Annotated in this window: 14 protein-coding genes; 9 read left to right on the forward strand and 5 right to left on the reverse strand. The window is 72.6% G+C overall.

The window, feature by feature from the left end; translation table 11 throughout:
- Window positions 1-41: 41 nt before the first annotated feature.
- The gene (dnaE, locus tag AB0H53_RS23465) at window positions 42-3,581 is read left to right on the forward strand and encodes a DNA polymerase III subunit alpha (protein WP_362116617.1); all 3,540 of its coding nucleotides are present in this window, start codon (window positions 42-44) and stop codon (window positions 3,579-3,581) included.
- Between the two features lie 75 nt (window positions 3,582-3,656).
- Here the strand turns inward: dnaE and AB0H53_RS23470 are convergent, their stop codons facing one another.
- Entirely contained in the window at window positions 3,657-3,830 is a 174-nt protein-coding gene (locus tag AB0H53_RS23470; RefSeq protein ID WP_362116620.1) for a hypothetical protein, read from the reverse strand.
- Window positions 3,831-4,051: 221 nt separating this feature from the next.
- Between AB0H53_RS23470 and AB0H53_RS23475 the strand changes: the two genes are divergently transcribed.
- From AB0H53_RS23475 to AB0H53_RS23490, 4 genes are all read left to right on the forward strand, one after another.
- A complete protein-coding gene (locus AB0H53_RS23475; protein ID WP_362116622.1) occupies window positions 4,052-5,329 on the forward strand; it encodes an NYN domain-containing protein in 1,278 nt (425 codons plus the stop codon).
- Window positions 5,330-5,422: 93 nt separating this feature from the next.
- Window positions 5,423-6,394, forward strand: a complete 972-nt coding sequence (locus AB0H53_RS23480; protein ID WP_362116767.1) for an ABC transporter ATP-binding protein — start codon at window positions 5,423-5,425, stop codon at window positions 6,392-6,394.
- Window positions 6,395-6,434: 40 nt separating this feature from the next.
- Complete coding sequence (locus AB0H53_RS23485) at window positions 6,435-7,259, forward strand: ABC transporter permease (protein WP_362116624.1); 825 nt, start codon at window positions 6,435-6,437, stop codon at window positions 7,257-7,259.
- 34 nt (window positions 7,260-7,293) lie between these two features.
- Window positions 7,294-7,911 (forward strand): DUF2567 domain-containing protein, encoded by a 618-nt coding sequence (locus tag AB0H53_RS23490; protein WP_362116627.1) that lies wholly within the window; start codon window positions 7,294-7,296, stop codon window positions 7,909-7,911.
- Window positions 7,912-7,944: 33 nt separating this feature from the next.
- On the opposite strand, the gene ybaK is transcribed toward AB0H53_RS23490, so the two are convergent.
- The 4 genes from ybaK to AB0H53_RS23510 form a co-directional block, all read right to left on the reverse strand.
- Window positions 7,945-8,397, reverse strand: coding sequence for a Cys-tRNA(Pro) deacylase (ybaK, locus tag AB0H53_RS23495; protein WP_362116770.1), 453 nt, complete (start codon window positions 8,395-8,397; stop codon window positions 7,945-7,947).
- 114 nt (window positions 8,398-8,511) lie between these two features.
- Window positions 8,512-9,252, reverse strand: coding sequence for an LON peptidase substrate-binding domain-containing protein (locus AB0H53_RS23500; RefSeq protein ID WP_362116630.1), 741 nt, complete (start codon window positions 9,250-9,252; stop codon window positions 8,512-8,514).
- Window positions 9,253-9,263: 11 nt separating this feature from the next.
- Complete coding sequence (locus AB0H53_RS23505) at window positions 9,264-10,310, reverse strand: hypothetical protein (protein ID WP_362116633.1); 1,047 nt, start codon at window positions 10,308-10,310, stop codon at window positions 9,264-9,266.
- A 135-nt stretch (window positions 10,311-10,445) separates the two neighbouring features.
- On the reverse strand, window positions 10,446-12,062 hold the full coding sequence (locus AB0H53_RS23510) for an oxidoreductase (protein WP_362116636.1): 1,617 nt from the start codon (window positions 12,060-12,062) through the stop codon (window positions 10,446-10,448).
- A gap of 158 nt (window positions 12,063-12,220) precedes the next feature.
- Between AB0H53_RS23510 and hisD the strand changes: the two genes are divergently transcribed.
- From hisD to AB0H53_RS23530, 4 genes are read left to right on the forward strand one after another with little or no spacing between them, the layout of a single operon-like run.
- Entirely contained in the window at window positions 12,221-13,543 is a 1,323-nt protein-coding gene (hisD, locus tag AB0H53_RS23515; protein ID WP_362116639.1) for a histidinol dehydrogenase, read from the forward strand.
- A complete protein-coding gene (locus AB0H53_RS23520; protein WP_362116642.1) occupies window positions 13,540-14,658 on the forward strand; it encodes a histidinol-phosphate transaminase in 1,119 nt (372 codons plus the stop codon). Before hisD ends, AB0H53_RS23520 begins: the two co-directional genes overlap by 4 nt.
- Complete coding sequence (gene hisB, locus AB0H53_RS23525) at window positions 14,655-15,248, forward strand: imidazoleglycerol-phosphate dehydratase HisB (RefSeq protein ID WP_362116645.1); 594 nt, start codon at window positions 14,655-14,657, stop codon at window positions 15,246-15,248. The genes AB0H53_RS23520 and hisB overlap by 4 nt, the downstream gene beginning before the upstream one ends.
- Window positions 15,245-15,412: a hypothetical protein gene (locus tag AB0H53_RS23530; protein ID WP_362116648.1), complete on the forward strand. Its 168-nt coding sequence runs from the start codon at window positions 15,245-15,247 to the stop codon at window positions 15,410-15,412. The genes hisB and AB0H53_RS23530 overlap by 4 nt, the downstream gene beginning before the upstream one ends.
- Window positions 15,413-15,416: the final 4 nt, after the last annotated feature.

A 15,416-nucleotide genomic window follows, 5' to 3' on the forward strand; every position in this document is an offset into this window, starting at 1 on the left:
TCCGAGCTGTCCCCCATCCCCGACCGCCCGGAGCCGCAGCCGTGTCGAAGCCGCCGTTCACGCACCTCCACGTGCACACCCAGTACTCCCTGCTGGACGGTGCCGCGCGGCTCAAGGACATGTTCGACGCGTGCAACGAGATGGGCATGACGCACATCGCCATGTCCGACCACGGCAACCTGCACGGCGCGTACGACTTCTTCCACTCGGCGAAGAAGGCGGGGGTCACCCCCATCATCGGCATCGAGGCGTACGTCGCGCCCGAGTCTCGGCGCAACAAGCGCAAGATCCTCTGGGGCCAGCCCCACCAGAAGCGCGACGACATCTCCGGTTCGGGTGGCTACACCCACAAGACGATCTGGGCGGCGAACGCCACCGGCCTGCACAACCTCTTCCGGCTCTCCTCCGACGCGTACAAGGAGGGCTGGCTGCAGAAGTGGCCCCGGATGGACAAGGAGACCATCTCCCAGTGGTCCGAGGGCCTGATCGCCTCCACCGGCTGCCCCTCCGGAGAGGTCCAGACCCGGCTGCGCCTGGGCCACTTCGACGAGGCCCTCAAGGCGGCCTCCGAGTACCAGGACATCTTCGGCAAGGACCGGTACTTCCTGGAGCTGATGGACCACGGCATCGAGATCGAGCGCCGGGTCCGCGACGGGCTGCTGGAGATCGGCCGGAAGCTGGGCATCCCGCCGCTGGTCACCAATGACTCCCACTACACCTACGCGCACGAGGCCGGCGCGCACGACGCGCTGCTGTGCATCCAGACCGGCAAGAACCTCTCCGACCCCGACCGCTTCAAGTTCGACGGCACCGGCTACTACCTGAAGTCGACCGACGAGATGTACGCCATCGACTCCTCGGACGCCTGGCAGGAGGGCTGCCGCAACACCCTGCTGGTCGCCGAGCAGGTCGACACCACGGGCATGTTCGAGAAGCGCGACCTGATGCCCAAGTTCGACATCCCCGAGGGCCACACCGAGGTGAGCTGGTTCAAGGAGGAGGTCCGGCGGGGCATGGAGCGCCGGTTCCCCGGCGGTATCCCCGAGGACCGCCAGCGCCAGGCGGACTACGAGATGGACGTCATCATCCAGATGGGGTTCCCCGGCTACTTCCTCGTGGTCGCCGACTTCATCATGTGGGCCAAGAACAACGGCATCGCGGTGGGCCCCGGCCGGGGCTCCGCGGCCGGTTCGATCGTGGCGTACGCGCTGGGCATCACCGACCTCGACCCGATCCCGCACGGCCTGATCTTCGAGCGCTTCCTCAACCCCGAGCGCGTCTCCATGCCCGATGTCGACATCGACTTCGACGAGCGCAGGCGCGTCGAGGTGATCAGGTACGTCACCGAGAAGTACGGCGCCGACAAGGTCGCCATGATCGGTACCTACGGCACCATCAAGGCCAAGAACGCGATCAAGGACTCCGCGCGGGTGCTGGGCTACCCGTACGCGATGGGTGACCGGATCACCAAGGCGATGCCCGCCGACGTCCTCGGCAAGGGCATCCCGCTCTCCGGCATCACCGACCCCTCCCACCCCCGCTACAGCGAGGCGGGCGAGGTGCGGTCGATGTACGAGAACGAGCCGGACGTGAAGAAGGTCATCGACACCGCCCGCGGCGTCGAGGGCCTGGTGCGGCAGATGGGCGTGCACGCCGCCGGCGTGATCATGTCCAGCGAGACCATCACCGACCACGTCCCGGTCTGGGTGAGGCACACCGACGGCGTGACCATCACGCAGTGGGACTACCCGAGCTGTGAGTCGCTCGGCCTGCTGAAGATGGACTTCCTGGGCCTGCGCAACCTCACGATCATGGACGACGCCGTCAAGATGGTGAAGGCCAACAAGGGGATCGACATCGATCTCCTGAGCCTGCCGCTCGACGACCCCACGACCTTCGAACTGCTCCAGCGCGGCGACACCCTCGGTGTCTTCCAGTTCGACGGCGGGCCCATGCGGTCCCTGCTGCGGCTGATGAAGCCCGACAACTTCGAGGACATCTCCGCCGTCTCGGCCCTGTACCGGCCGGGCCCGATGGGCATGAACTCGCACACCAACTACGCCCTGCGCAAGAACGGCCAGCAGGAGATCACGCCGATCCACCCCGAGCTGGAGGAACCGCTCAAGGAGGTCCTCGGCGTCACCCACGGCCTGATCGTCTACCAGGAGCAGGTGCAGAAGGCCGCCCAGATCGTCGCCGGGTACTCACTGGGCGAGGCCGACATCCTCCGCCGCGTGATGGGCAAGAAGAAGCCCGACGAGCTGGCCAAGAACTTCGTCCTCTTCCAGGAGGGCGCGAAGAAGAAGGGCTACAGCGACGAGGCGATCCAGGCGCTCTGGGACGTGCTGGTCCCCTTCGCCGGCTACGCCTTCAACAAGGCGCACTCCGCCGCGTACGGACTGGTCTCGTACTGGACGGCGTACCTCAAGGCCAACCACCCGGCCGAGTACATGGCGGCGCTGCTCACCTCGGTCAAGGACGACAAGGACAAGTCGGCCGTCTACCTGAACGAGTGCCGCCGCATGGGCATCAAGGTGCTGCCGCCCAACGTCAACGAGTCGGAGTCGAACTTCGCCGCCCAGGGTGACGACGTGATCCTCTTCGGCCTCTCGGCCGTCCGGAACGTCGGCACCAACGTGGTCGAGTCGATCATCAAGTGCCGCAAGGCGAAGGGGAAGTACACCTCCTTCCCCGACTTCCTGGACAAGGTCGAGGCGGTCGTCTGCAACAAGCGCACCGTCGAATCGCTGATCAAGGCCGGTGCCTTCGACACCATGGGCCACACCCGCAAGGGACTGGTCGCCCACCACGAGCCGATGATCGACAACGTGGTGGCGGTCAAGCGCAAGGAGGCCGAAGGACAGTTCGACCTCTTCGGCGGGATGGGCGAGGAGGAGAGCAGCGAGCCGGGCTTCGGGCTGGACGTGGAGTTCTCCGACATCGAGTGGGACAAGTCCTACCTGCTCGCCCAGGAGCGGGAGATGCTCGGCCTGTACGTCTCCGACCACCCCCTCTTCGGCATCGAGCACGTCCTGTCCGACAAGGCGGACGCGTCGATCTCCCAGCTCACCGGGGGCGAGCACGCCGACGGCGCGGTCGTCACCATCGGCGGCATCATCTCCGGCCTCCAGCGCAAGATGACCAAGCAGGGCAACGCCTGGGCCATCGCGACCGTCGAGGACCTGGCCGGCTCCATCGAGTGCATGTTCTTCCCGGCCACCTACCAGCTGGTGTCCACCCAGCTCGTCGAGGACACGGTCGTCTTCGTCAAGGGCCGTCTCGACAAGCGCGAGGACGTGCCCAGGCTGGTGGCGATGGAGCTGATGGTCCCCGACCTGTCGTCGGCCGGCACCAACGCCCCGGTCGTGGTCACCATCCCGACCGTCAAGGTCACCCCGCCGATGGTCAGCCGTCTCGGCGAGATCCTCAGCCACCACAAGGGCAATACCGAGGTGCGGATCAAACTCCAGGGCCCGCGCAAGACCACCGTGCTGCGCCTGGACCGGCACCGGGTGCAGCCCGACCCGGCGCTCTTCGGCGACCTGAAGGTCCTGCTCGGGCCGTCCTGCCTGGCCGGCTGAGCCGCGCCCGCACACCGGCGAAGGGGCGCGCCCGTCCTCGTGGGCGCGCCCCTTCGGGCATCCGCCCGACCGGCGTCAGTTGTGGCCGAAGCGCTTCTGCCGGCCCTTGTGGGCCACGTCGGAGGGGGTGACCTGGGATATGCGCTGCTCGGCCGAGGACTCCACCGACGAGCTCCTGGCCTGTTGCGTGCCGCGCTCAGCGGGCGACGTCTTCTGCTGACCGCGCTCGGACTTCCTGTTCTTGGCCATGGGATGCCTCCGTGGGGGTGTAGGGGCCAGGGCCGCGATCAGACTCACATAGGCACACAGGCCGCGCATTTTGGATCATTGCGGTGCGTAACCGCCCTCTGGGGGCACGGCTTCGGCCATGCGCCACGCCGATGATCCAGTTCCGGCCGTTAACCCTCCGGCAGTCGGGCAGACTCTCAGGAACACCGAAGCAACTCCGATCCCGAGGTTCCCGAAAGAGGGTGGAACACGTGGACCGCTGCGTCGTTCTGGTGGACGCCGGCTATCTGCTGGGAGCAGCCGCCAGCCTTCTCGCCGGAGAACCGGCCCGTTCCCGGATCACCGTCGACCACGCCGCCCTCATCCAGGCCCTGCGCGAACGCGCCGAGGCCGACACCCAGCAGCCCCTGCTGCGGATCTACTGGTTCGACGGCGCCCCCGACCGCGTACCCCAGCCGGAGCACCGCCGGCTGCGCGTGATGTCCCGCGTCACCGTCCGGCTGGGCGCGCTGACCCGCAGCGACGGGCGCTGGGCGCAGAAGGGCGTCGACGCCGCGATGCACGCCGAGCTCACCGAACTGGCCCGCAACCGCGCCTGCTCCGACGTGGTGCTGGTCACCGGGGACGGCGACCTCCTGCCGGGCCTGATGTCCGCCAAGGAGCACGGCGTCGCCGTCCACCTGTGGGCCGTCCAGGCCGCCGACGGCGACTACAACCAGTCAGAGGACCTGGTCGCCGAGGCCGACGAGCGCCGGGTCCTCGACCGCCAGTGGATCACCCGGGCGGTACGGGCCAAGGAGCTCACCGGCGGCTGCGCCACGCCGCACACCCCGCGCCCGGAGATCGCCGCCATCCTCTCCGCCCCGCTGCCCGAGTCGGCGCTCGCCGCCTCCGCCGAGCGCGCCGCCGGGGCGGCGGCCGGAGCAGCCGCGGCGGCCGTCCGCGACGGCACGCCCGGCGCGGACGGTGTCGCCCCCGCTGTCCCGGTCGGCGCCCCGAACGGCGGCAAGAGCGTCCCCACCCCCAAGGAACTGGCCGCCGGGCTGCGCGCCCCCGGCCCCCAGCCCCCGCCGCAGCCGGCGAACGCCACCCTGCGCTGGTCCTCCGACCGGGGCTGGATCGAACGGCACGGCAGCCAGATCGGCGAGCCGCCCGAGACCGCCTCGCTGCCCACCCTGGCCCAGCTGACCAGCGCCGAACAGCGCTGGGCCGACCGCGAGGAGGACATCACCACGGTCGGCGGCGACCCGTTCGAGGTGGGCCAGGTCTTCGCCCGGCGCTGGATGGGACGGCTCCCCGAGCCCGGGCACGTGCAGAAACTGTCCACCATGTACCCGCGCATCCCGCACCGCATCGACGGGGAACTGCTTCGGTACGCGGCCAGGTTCGGGCTGCTGGCCCACAAGGACGACCAGATCGACGAGCACGACCGGTACGCGATCCGGGCCGGCTTCTGGCGCGAGATCGACGTCCGGGCGGCGGCCGACCACCCGCCGGTGGCGGAACAGGCACGGGAGTAGCGGGGGGCCCGGCGGAGCGGACCGGACGGCTCGGGAGCGCCCCGGGCGCGTTCCGGGCAGCCGGACCCTTTAGGCTCATCCCTCGTGAGTACGGTGTGCGTGGTGCGGGATCTGGTCAAGACGTACCCCGCCGCGCGCGGCAGGCGCGGGGCGCCCGCGACGCCCGAGGTGCGCGCCACCGACGGCGTCTGCCTGGAGGTGCGCGGAGGTGAGATCTTCGGGCTGCTGGGCCCCAACGGCGCCGGCAAGTCCACCCTGGTCCGCCAGCTCACCGGGCTGATGCGCCCCGACTCCGGCACCGTCGAGGTGCTGGGCCACGATCTGGTGCGCCACCCCGAGCGCGCCTCGCGCCTCATCGGCTACCTCGGCCAGGAGTCCACCGCGCTGGACGAGCTGACCGTGGCGCTGGCCGCCGAGACCACCGGCCGGCTGCGCGGCCTGCCCGCCCGCGAGGCGCGGGCCGCGCGGGACGCCGTGCTGGAGGAGCTCGGCCTGACCGCGCTGGCCGCGCGGCCCCTGAAGAAGCTGTCCGGCGGGCAGCGGCGGCTGGCCTGTTTCGCCGCCACCCTGGTCGGCGTCCGGCCGCTGCTGATCCTGGACGAGCCGACCACCGGAATGGATCCGGTGGCGCGCCGCGCGGTGTGGGCCGCGGTCGACCGGCGGCGCGCCGAGCACGGCGCCACCGTCCTCCTGGTGACCCACAACGTCATCGAGGCGGAGACGGTACTGGACCGGGTGGCCGTCCTGGAGCGCGGGCGGGTCATCGCCTGCGACACTCCCACCGGGCTCAAGGAACGGGTGGCCGGCGAGGTGCGCGTGGAGCTGGTGTGGCGGGAACGGGCGCCGCTGGACGTGCCCGAGGTCGCCGCACTGCGGGCCAGCGCCCAGGAGTCGGGGCGCACATGGGTGCTCCGGCTCGCCCCGGACGAGGCCCGGGCGGCGGTCGCGGCGGTGACGGGTGGTGCGGCGTTCGCGGCACTGGACGACTTCACGCTGGCCACGCCGAGCCTGGAGGACGTCTACCTGGCCCTGGGCGGCGAGGCGAAAGGGCTGGTCAAGGCATGAACATCGGCGTAGTGGACGGTTTGGACAGGAGCGGCGTCAGGTGAGCATCGTGCCCGCAGAGGCTCTCTCGCCCGGCGCGGTCCGCCCCCGGGCCGCCGAGGAGGTGGCCACCGCGCCGCTCGCGCCCCGCGCGCGGCTGCTGCCCGCCCTCGCCGCGGTCTACCGCGCCCAGCTCTCGCGGGCCAGGGTGGCGCGCATCCCGCTGCTGTTCGTCGCGACCTTCCAGTCCGTGGGGATCATGGTCCTGATGCGCGGCGTGGTGGACGGCGGCGCGGAGGCGCGGGCCGTGGTCGCCGGGTCGTCGGTGCTGGTGGTCGCCTTCGTCGCGCTCAATCTGCTCGCCCAGTACTTCGGCCAGCTCCGGGCGACCGGCGGCCTGGACCACTACGCCACCCTGCCGGTGCCGCCCGCCGCCGTCGTGCTGGGCGCGGCCGGCGCGTACGCCTCCTTCACGGTGCCCGGCACGGTCGTCACGGCCGTCATCGGCTCGGTGCTCTTCCAGCTCCCGCTGACCCACCTGTGGGTGCTGGCCGCCGTCGTCCCGCTCGCCGGGGCCGCCCTGGCCGGGCTCGGCGCGGCGCTCGGGCTGCTCGCCCCGCGGCAGGAACTCGCCACGCTGCTGGGGCAGCTGGGCATGTCGGCGGCGCTGCTGCTGGGTGTCCTGCCCGCCGACCGGCTGCCCGGACCGATCGGGTGGGCGCGCGATCTGCTGCCGTCCACGTACGGGGTCGAGGCACTGGCCCGTACCTTCGACCCGGCCCCCGACTGGGCGGCCGTGGGGCTGGACCTCACGGTCTGCGCGGCGGTCGGGGTGTTCTCGCTGGCCGTGGCGACGTGGGCCTACCGGCGCGCGGCGGTCCGGTGAGGCGGGCCGGGACCGGGCCTGGCACGATGGCGGGGTGACCGCACCGCTGACCCCGCCTCACCAGCCACCGCACGGCAAGGCCGCCTGGCCGCCGCCCTACCCCTCGGCCGCCTCGGCCGCGGCCGACGACGTCCCGGACACCGCGACGGAGGTGCGGCAGGGCGGCGTGGTGCTGGTCGCGGTGGCGGCGGCGGGCCTGGCGCTGGGGCTGCTGTGGCTGTGGCTGGCGCCGCGGGTCCCGCTGGTCTCGGACGGCAGGGCGGTGTTCCTGAAGGAGACCGAGGGCGAGGGCGCGGTCGGCGCCGACGGCACGTTCACCCTGCTCGGGCTGGGCTTCGGCGCCCTGAGCGCCGCGGTGGTCTTCCTCCTGCGGCGGCACGGCGGGATCGCGGTGGTCGTGGGCCTCGCGCTGGGCGGCCTGCTGGGCTCGGTGCTCGGCTGGGGCGTCGGCACGCTGCTGGGCCCGACGCACGACGTGGCGGCCCGTGCCAGGGCGGTCGGCGAGGGTGTCGTGTTCGACGCGCCGCTGGAGCTCCAGGCGTACGGGGCGTTGCTGGCCTGGCCGGTGGCGGCGATGCTCGTGCACCTGGGCCTCACGGCCCTCTTCGGCCCCCGTGACCCGGAACCCGACTGGGACGCCCCGGGGATCTGACACCGCGCCCGCCCCGCCGGGGCCGGACCGCGCTCAGCCGCGGCCGATCGGCGCCAGTACCGCGCCCGTCAGGGCCGCCAGGTCGGCGGGCGCCAGCTCCACCTCCAGGCCCCGGCGGCCGGCCGAGACGCAGATCGTGGCGTGCCGCGAGGCCGACGCGTCCAGCACCGTGCGCAGCCGCTTGCGCTGCCCCAGTGGCGAGATGCCGCCCCGGACGTACCCCGTGGTGCGTTCGGCGGCCGCCGGGTCGGCCATCGCGGCGCGTTTGCCACCCACCGCCGCCGCCAGGGCCTTCAGGTCGAGCTGGCCGGCGACCGGTACGACCGCCACCGTCAGCTCGCCGTCGACCTCCGCGACCAGGGTCTTGAACACCCGGTCGGGGGAGACCCCGAGCGCCTCGGCGGCCTCCTCGCCGTAGGACGGGGAGGCCGGGTCGTGGTCGTAGGCGTGGACGGTGAAGGGCGTGCCCGCCGCCGTCAGGGCCACCGTCGCCGGGGTGCCGCCGGCCCGCCGGCCGCCGCCCTTGTCCGGGCGCGCTCCACGTCCTGCGTCCGCTTGCCTGCCGGCCTTCCTCACCACGTCGGGTCCGTCTCCCTCGCGTCAGTTGGGGCTGGTGGGCGCGCGCGTCAGATCGACCGCGGGCACGGAGGGCAGATGCCGCAGCACCGCCGTCTCCGAGCGCAGCAGCCGCAGCTCCTCGCGCAGCCGCGCCGCCGTGTCCGGCGCCTGGAGGAGCCGCTGCTTGGTCGGTGTGTCCAGCACGGCCGCCGCTGCCACCAGGTACGAGACCACGGACGGCTCGTCCGGCAGCTCCACCCCGGCGGCGAGGGACCGCTCGCGCGCGCCGGCCAGTCGCTTCTGGTAGGAGCGGAAGGCCCGCAGAACGCCCTCGGCGAGGGTGTCCGCCTCCTCACCCGGCTCCTCCTCCAGCTCCTCGACCTCTGCGGTCAGGAAGGGACCGCTGGCGTCGACCGAGCGCAGCTCGACCCGCTTCGTACCGGTCGCCAGCACCTCGAAGCTGCCGTCGTCCCGCTCCCGGATGGTGGCGGCGTCCGCGACGCAGCCCATTGGGTGGAACGCCTGGATCGGGTCGGGTCCGAAGCCCGCGGCGGGCCCCTTCTCCGGCAGGGCGGTCTGGTCCGGCAGGCCGGGCGCGGTCGGTGCCACCTCGCGGCCGTCACGGATGGCGACGACGGCGAAGCGGCGCGGTTCCGACTCGTCGATCTTCAGCAGCTCGCGCATCATGGCGCGATAACGCTCCTCGAAGACATTGAGCGGCAGCACGAGGCCGGGGAACAGCACCGCGTTCAGCGGGAAGAGGGGCAGGCGAGCGGTGGTCACAGCGGTCAAGCCTAATGGCCGCCGGGACGCCCGCGTCCGGCCCGTCCGCGCAACGGGACGTCACCCGCCACTTCGCGGCGTACCCCGGCACGCGCGTCGAGGAAGCCCAGGAGCGCGTCGGGGCCGGACGAGGACCAGGGAACGGACGTCGCGTACGGCCCGATCAGCCGGAACTGATCGTGCGCCGCCGCCCACCGGGCCCGCTCCACCAGTACGTACGCCAGGACGTTGCGCACCTCGGCCGGCCACGGGTCGGCCGGCGCGTACCGCCCCGAGACCTCGATGGCCAGGTCCGCCGCCGCGTCCAGGCGGTCCGGCGGTACGGCGGCGGTGTCGCCGCTGACCAGCTGCGCGTAGGCGGCCCGCACCGGCAGCGCCCTGGTCAGCGAGCCCGCCGGGGCGTCCTCGGCGGCCTGCTCGGCGAAGTCGAAGCACTCGCGGTGCGCCCCGTACCGGTACGCGGACAGGTACCGCAGCGCCGCCACGTGGCAGCCGTAGTGGTGCGCGCAGCGGCGTACCGCCTGCTCCCACAGGGCCTCGAAGGCGGTGTGGGAGGCGCGCGTGCCCCGCGCGTGGTCGAGCGCCAGCCGCCAGGGCACCGGATCGGCCGGCACCGTGCGGGCCGCGGCGTCGATCAGCGGCGCCGCCTCGCGCAGCCGCTCCGTCCGGGCCGGGCTGCGCCAGGCCCGGCGGACCGCGAGCTGGGCCGCCACCAGCAGCGCGTCGGGGTCCCCGGGCGCCAGCGCCAGCCAGCGGGTCAGCCACTCGTCGCGGCTGAGGGCGAAGGCGGCCAGCCGCGTCACGTACCGGTCGCGGCGCTCCCACTCGGCAGCGGTCCGGGTGGCGCGCAGCATCGTCGCGGCCGGCCCGTGGTCGCCGAGGGCGGCGGCCACCAGTACCGGGCCGAGCCGCTCGTCGGGTGCGTCGAGCAGCACCGCGTCGTCCGGCGGCAGACCGTCGGCGGTCTCCGGCGGCGGGGCGTCGGCGAGCCGCGCGGGGCGCCGGGCCGCGCGGGCCGGCCGGAACAGGGCACGGAGCAGTGTCATGGTGCGGACCATTGAAAACCGCAGGTGGGAGCCGCGCCAGTAGTGGTCTGTGAAGCTTTCGTGGGAGCGGAATGGTTGCACTGCCGAATGTCAAGAGAAGGTAAAGAAGGCGGACGGCGTACGGCGGCGCACCGGCCGGGCGGGACGTCAGCTGCGCCGCAGCAGCCGGGACGCGCCCGCCGCGACCGTGGTGGCGAGCACCCAGCCGAGCAGGATCATCACCGTCGACGCCCACTGCCAGATGCCCTCGAGCCGCCAGTACCCGTCCTGCCCCAGGTTGATCACCGGCAGCAGCAGGTCCAGCGCGTACAGCGCGGCGTTCCAGTGCGGATGCTCCTCCGTCTTGATCGGAGCGGGGCCGGCGCGGGCGAAGGCGACCGTGCCGGCCGCCCACAGCACCGCCATCCACAGTGCCGCCCGGCCCGGCCGGTAGCCGTAGGCCACCGTCCAGTCCTGCAGGTAGCCCCACATCTTCGCGGCCAGCGGCAGCGTCTCGCGCCGGCGGCGCTGCTTGGCCAGCAGCACCTCCCGGGCGTCGGAGTCCTCGCCGCTGGCGCGCAGCACCGCCGCCAGCCGCTCGTACGGCTCCGGGGCGTACTCGGGGGTCGCCGCCGCCACCCACTCCAGGCGGCGGGCGAGCGGGAAGTGCCCGTAGGGGACCAGGTTCTCGTAGACGAAGCCGCCCATCGCCAGCCCGCCCGGCCCCGGCCAGCTGGTGGACTGGTCGATCAGCGTGATCACCTTCGCGCCGTTGAGCACCACGCGCCCCTGCTCCGGCCGCTCGGCGTTGAACCGCAGCTCCGGGGTGACGATCCGGCGCAGCGACAGCTCCTCCCGGCGCTCCGTCGACAGCAGGAACCGGGCCTCGTGCAGGTCCACCGCGTCCCCGAACCGGCCGTCGTCGAGCCGGACGCCGCCCCGGCACTCGAAGGGCTGCTTCCGCGTGCCGTGCGTCGGGGTGTACACGCCCGCCAGGCCCAGCCCGCCCGGCGGCGTCGCCCCCGCCACGGCGCCCGTGGTGTCGCTCACCCAGGCGTAGGTCATGTACAGCGTCCGCTCCACGCTGAGCTGCGGCGCGTTCAGCGCCCGCCGACCCTCGGCGCCCCGCAGCCGGCTGCCGCGCAGGCTCAGCGAGACACCCACCTTCGCACCGCGCAGACTGAACTCGCCGTAGGTCTCGATCAGTTCCGCCTGGAGGTCCTGGGCGACCGACATCCCGTCCGCGACGATGGCCCGGCCGCGCCGGTCCGGCCCCACGTGGATCTGGTTGATCAGCAGGTCGGTGCCGATCTGGGCGTCCGTCAGCCGCACCCCGCGGTCCACCCGGCAGCGCGGCAGGTGCAGATCGCCCTCGGTGTGCAGCCGGGCCGCCTCCAGCCGGGGTATCGCGCAGCCGACCATCCGCAGCGTGGTGAACCGCGACTCCGGCAGCACCACCTCGTGCTCGAACCGGCAGCCGTGCAGTTCCACGTACGGCGCGACGGTGCCGCCCGCCAGGTCCAGCGTCCCGGTGACGTGCACCCCGCGCAGCTTCAGCGCCGAGACCCGGCCGGCCAGCGCGGGCGGACCGTCGAGCAGCAGCAGCGCCACCTTGTCGGCGCGCACCTGCCGCTCGTGCGGCCACACCCGCGGCGAGAACGGATCGTCCAGCATCGCGTTGCCCGTACTCAGGTCATAGGTGGCGCCGATCCGGAACGCCTGCCACATCCCCAGCTCGGCGGGGCTGAGGTCGCCCGGCACATCCTCCTCGTGCGGCTCGGTCACTGCCGCCCCCTCCGGTCCCTGTTTCGTACGGTTGTTCTTCCCGCTGAGTAACGGCCTGAACGCTCACGGTCAGGAGTGACGAGAAGCCGCCACCGGGGCGTGTATCAGCCAGTGATACGGACGACCTGAGGCGGGAAACCGTCTGCGAGAATTGACCTGTGATCTCACGAATCGATCTGCGCGGCGACGCCCTCCCCGAGGGTGGCGCCCTGCGCGACCTGCTGCCCCGAGCCGAGTTCGACGTGGCGGCCGCCCTGGAGAAGGTGCGGCCGATCTGCGAGGACGTGCGTCATCGGGGCGACGCGGCGCTGATCGACTACGCGGAGAGGTTCGACGGCGTCCGGCTCGACCAGGTCCGCGTGCCCGCCGCCGCGCTGACCCGTGCCCTCGCCGAGCTGGACCCCGCCGTGCGCGCGGCGCTGGAGGAGTCCGTCCGGCGGGCCAGGACCGTCCACCGCGAGCAGCGCCGAGCCCAGCACACCACCCAGGTGGTGCCCGGTGGCACGGTGACCGAGAAGTGGGTTCCCGTCGAGCGCGTCGGCCTGTACGCGCCGGGCGGGCGCTCCGTCTACCCCTCGTCCGTGGTCATGAACGCGGTACCGGCGCAGGAGGCGGGGGTGGAGTCCATCGCGCTCGCCTCCCCGCCGCAGAGCGACTTCGGCGGCCTGCCCCACCCCACCATCCTGGCCGCGTGCGCCCTGCTGGGCGTCGACGAGGTGTACGCCGTGGGCGGCGCGCAGGCCGTCGCCATGTTCGCGTACGGCACCGAGTCCTGCGCTCCGGCCAACATGGTCACCGGCCCCGGCAACATCTGGGTGGCCGCCGCCAAGCGGTACTTCACCGGCCGGATCGGCATCGACACCGAGGCCGGCCCGACCGAGATCGCGGTGCTCGCCGACGACACCGCCGACCCGGCGCACGTGGCCGCCGACCTGATCAGCCAGGCCGAGCACGACCCGCTGGCCGCCGCCGTCCTGGTCACCGACTCCGTCGCGCTGGCCGAGGCGGTCGAGAGGGAACTGGCGCCCCAGGTCGCCGCCACCAAGCACGTCGAGGACCGGATCCGGCCCGCCCTGGCCGGCCGGCAGTCCGCGATCGTGCTGGTCGACGGGGTGGAGGAGGGCCTTCGGGTGGTCGACGCCTACGGCGCGGAACACCTGGAGATCCAGACCGCCGACGCCGCCGCCGTCGCCGGACGCGTGCGCAACGCGGGCGCGATCTTCGTCGGCCCGTGGGCGCCGGTCTCCCTCGGCGACTACTGCGCCGGCTCCAACCACGTCCTGCCCACCGGCGGCTGCGCCTGCCACTCCTCGGGCCTGTCCGTGCAGTCGTTCCTGCGCGGCATCCACCTCGTGGACTACACACGGGACGCCCTGGCCGAGGTCGCCCACCACGTGGTGACGCTCGCCGAGGCGGAGGACCTGCCCGCGCACGGCGCGGCGATCAAGGCCAGGTTCGGCTGGAAGGTGCCGCAGCGGTGACCACCGGTATCGACGACCTGCCCATCCGCGACGAGCTGCGCGGCAAGTCGCCCTACGGCGCCCCCCAGCTCGACGTGCCGGTGCGCCTCAACACCAACGAGAACCCGTACCCGCTGCCCGAGCCGCTGGTCGAGCGGATCGCCGAGCGGGTGCGGGAGGCCGCCCGCACCCTCAACCGCTACCCCGACCGGGACGCCGTCGAGCTCCGCACCGAGCTGGCCGCCTACCTCACCCGCACCACCGGGCACGAGGTCTCCCGCGCCAACGTCTGGGCCGCCAACGGCTCCAACGAGGTCATCCAGCAGCTCCTGCAGACCTTCGCGGGGCCGGGCAGGCTCGCCATGGGCTTCGAGCCCTCGTACTCGATGCACGGCCTGATCTCGCGCGGGACCGGCACCGGCTGGATCTCCGGGCCGCGCGGCGACGACTTCACCGTCGACGCCGACACCGCCCGGCGGGCCGTCGCCGAACACCGCCCCCATGTCGTCTTCATCACCTCCCCCAACAACCCCACGGGTACGGCGGTCGACGCGGAGACGGTCCTCGCGCTGTACGAGGCGGCCCAGGCGGCCAGGCCGTCGCTGGTCGTCGTGGACGAGGCGTACGTGGAGTTCAGCCACCGCCCCTCGCTGCTGCCGCTGATCGAGGGCCGGCCGAACCTGGTGGTCTCCCGGACCATGTCCAAGGCGTTCGGCGCGGCAGGACTGCGCCTGGGGTACCTCGCCGCCCACCCGGCCGTGGTCGACGCCGTCCAGCTGGTACGCCTGCCGTACCACCTGTCGGCCGTCACCCAGGCCACCGCGCTGGCCGCCCTGGAGCACACCGATACGCTGCTGGGGTACGTCGAGCAGCTGAAGGCCGAGCGCGACCGGCTGGTCGCCGAGCTGCGCGCCATCGGCTACCAGGTCACCGACTCCGACGCCAACTTCGTGCAGTTCGGACGGTTCGACGGCGAGGGAGCCGCCCACGCCGCATGGCAGCGGATCCTCGACAAGGGCGTCCTGGTCCGGGACAACGGGGTGCCCGGATGGCTGCGGGTGACCGCCGGCACGCCCGAAGAGAACGACGCGTTCCTCGATGCGGTTCGCGCACTGAAGAAGGAGCAGAGCTCATGAGCCGCGTAGGACGGGTCGAGCGCACCACCAAGGAGACGTCCGTCGTCGTCGAGATCGACCTCGACGGCACCGGCGAGGTCGACGTGTCGACCGGAGTCGGCTTCTACGACCACATGCTCGACCAGCTCGGCCGCCACGGCCTGTTCGACCTCACCGTCAAGACCGACGGCGACCTGCACATCGACTCCCACCACACCATCGAGGACACCGCCCTCGCGCTGGGCGCCGCCTTCAAGCAGGCCCTCGGCGACAAGGTGGGGATCTACCGGTTCGGCAACTGCACGGTGCCGCTGGACGAGTCCCTCGCCCAGGTCACCGTCGACCTGTCCGGCCGCCCCTACCTGGTGCACACCGAGCCGGAGAACATGGCGCCGATGATCGGCTCCTACGACACCACGATGACCCGGCACATCCTGGAGTCGTTCGTCGCCCAGGCGCAGATCGCGCTGCACGTCCACGTGCCGTACGGGCGCAACGCCCACCACATCGTGGAGTGCCAGTTCAAGGCCCTCGCCCGCGCCCTGCGGTACGCCTCGGAGCGCGACCCGCGCGCGGTCGGCATCCTGCCCTCCACCAAGGGCGCGCTGTGACGGGCCTGTCGACCGTCCTGATCGTCGTCGGCCTCTTCCTGGCCGGCGGCGTGTACTCCTTCGCCAAGCAGAAGATGCCCCGGGGCCTGATCGTCCTGCTGTCGATCGCCTCGCTGATGTGCCTGGTGGCGGGCGTCCTGCGGATCCAGGGAATCTGGGAGTGAGCGG

Origin of the sequence: Streptomyces sp. NPDC050856 (assembly GCF_040653855.1) — a bacterium.
In the GTDB taxonomy this organism is placed as follows: Bacteria; Actinomycetota; Actinomycetes; order Streptomycetales; family Streptomycetaceae; genus Streptomyces.

Bases quoted from the DNA above. Each gene is read 5' to 3' on its own strand.
- AB0H53_RS23470 (WP_362116620.1), bottom strand. From the start codon at position 3,830: ATGGCCAAGAACAGGAAGTCCGAGCGCGGTCAGCAGAAGACGTCGCCC.
- AB0H53_RS23505 (WP_362116633.1), bottom strand. From the start codon at position 10,310: ATGGTCCGCACCATGACACTGCTCCGTGCCCTGTTCCGGCCGGCCCGC.
- hisB (WP_362116645.1), top strand. From the start codon at position 14,655: ATGAGCCGCGTAGGACGGGTCGAGCGCACCACCAAGGAGACGTCCGTC.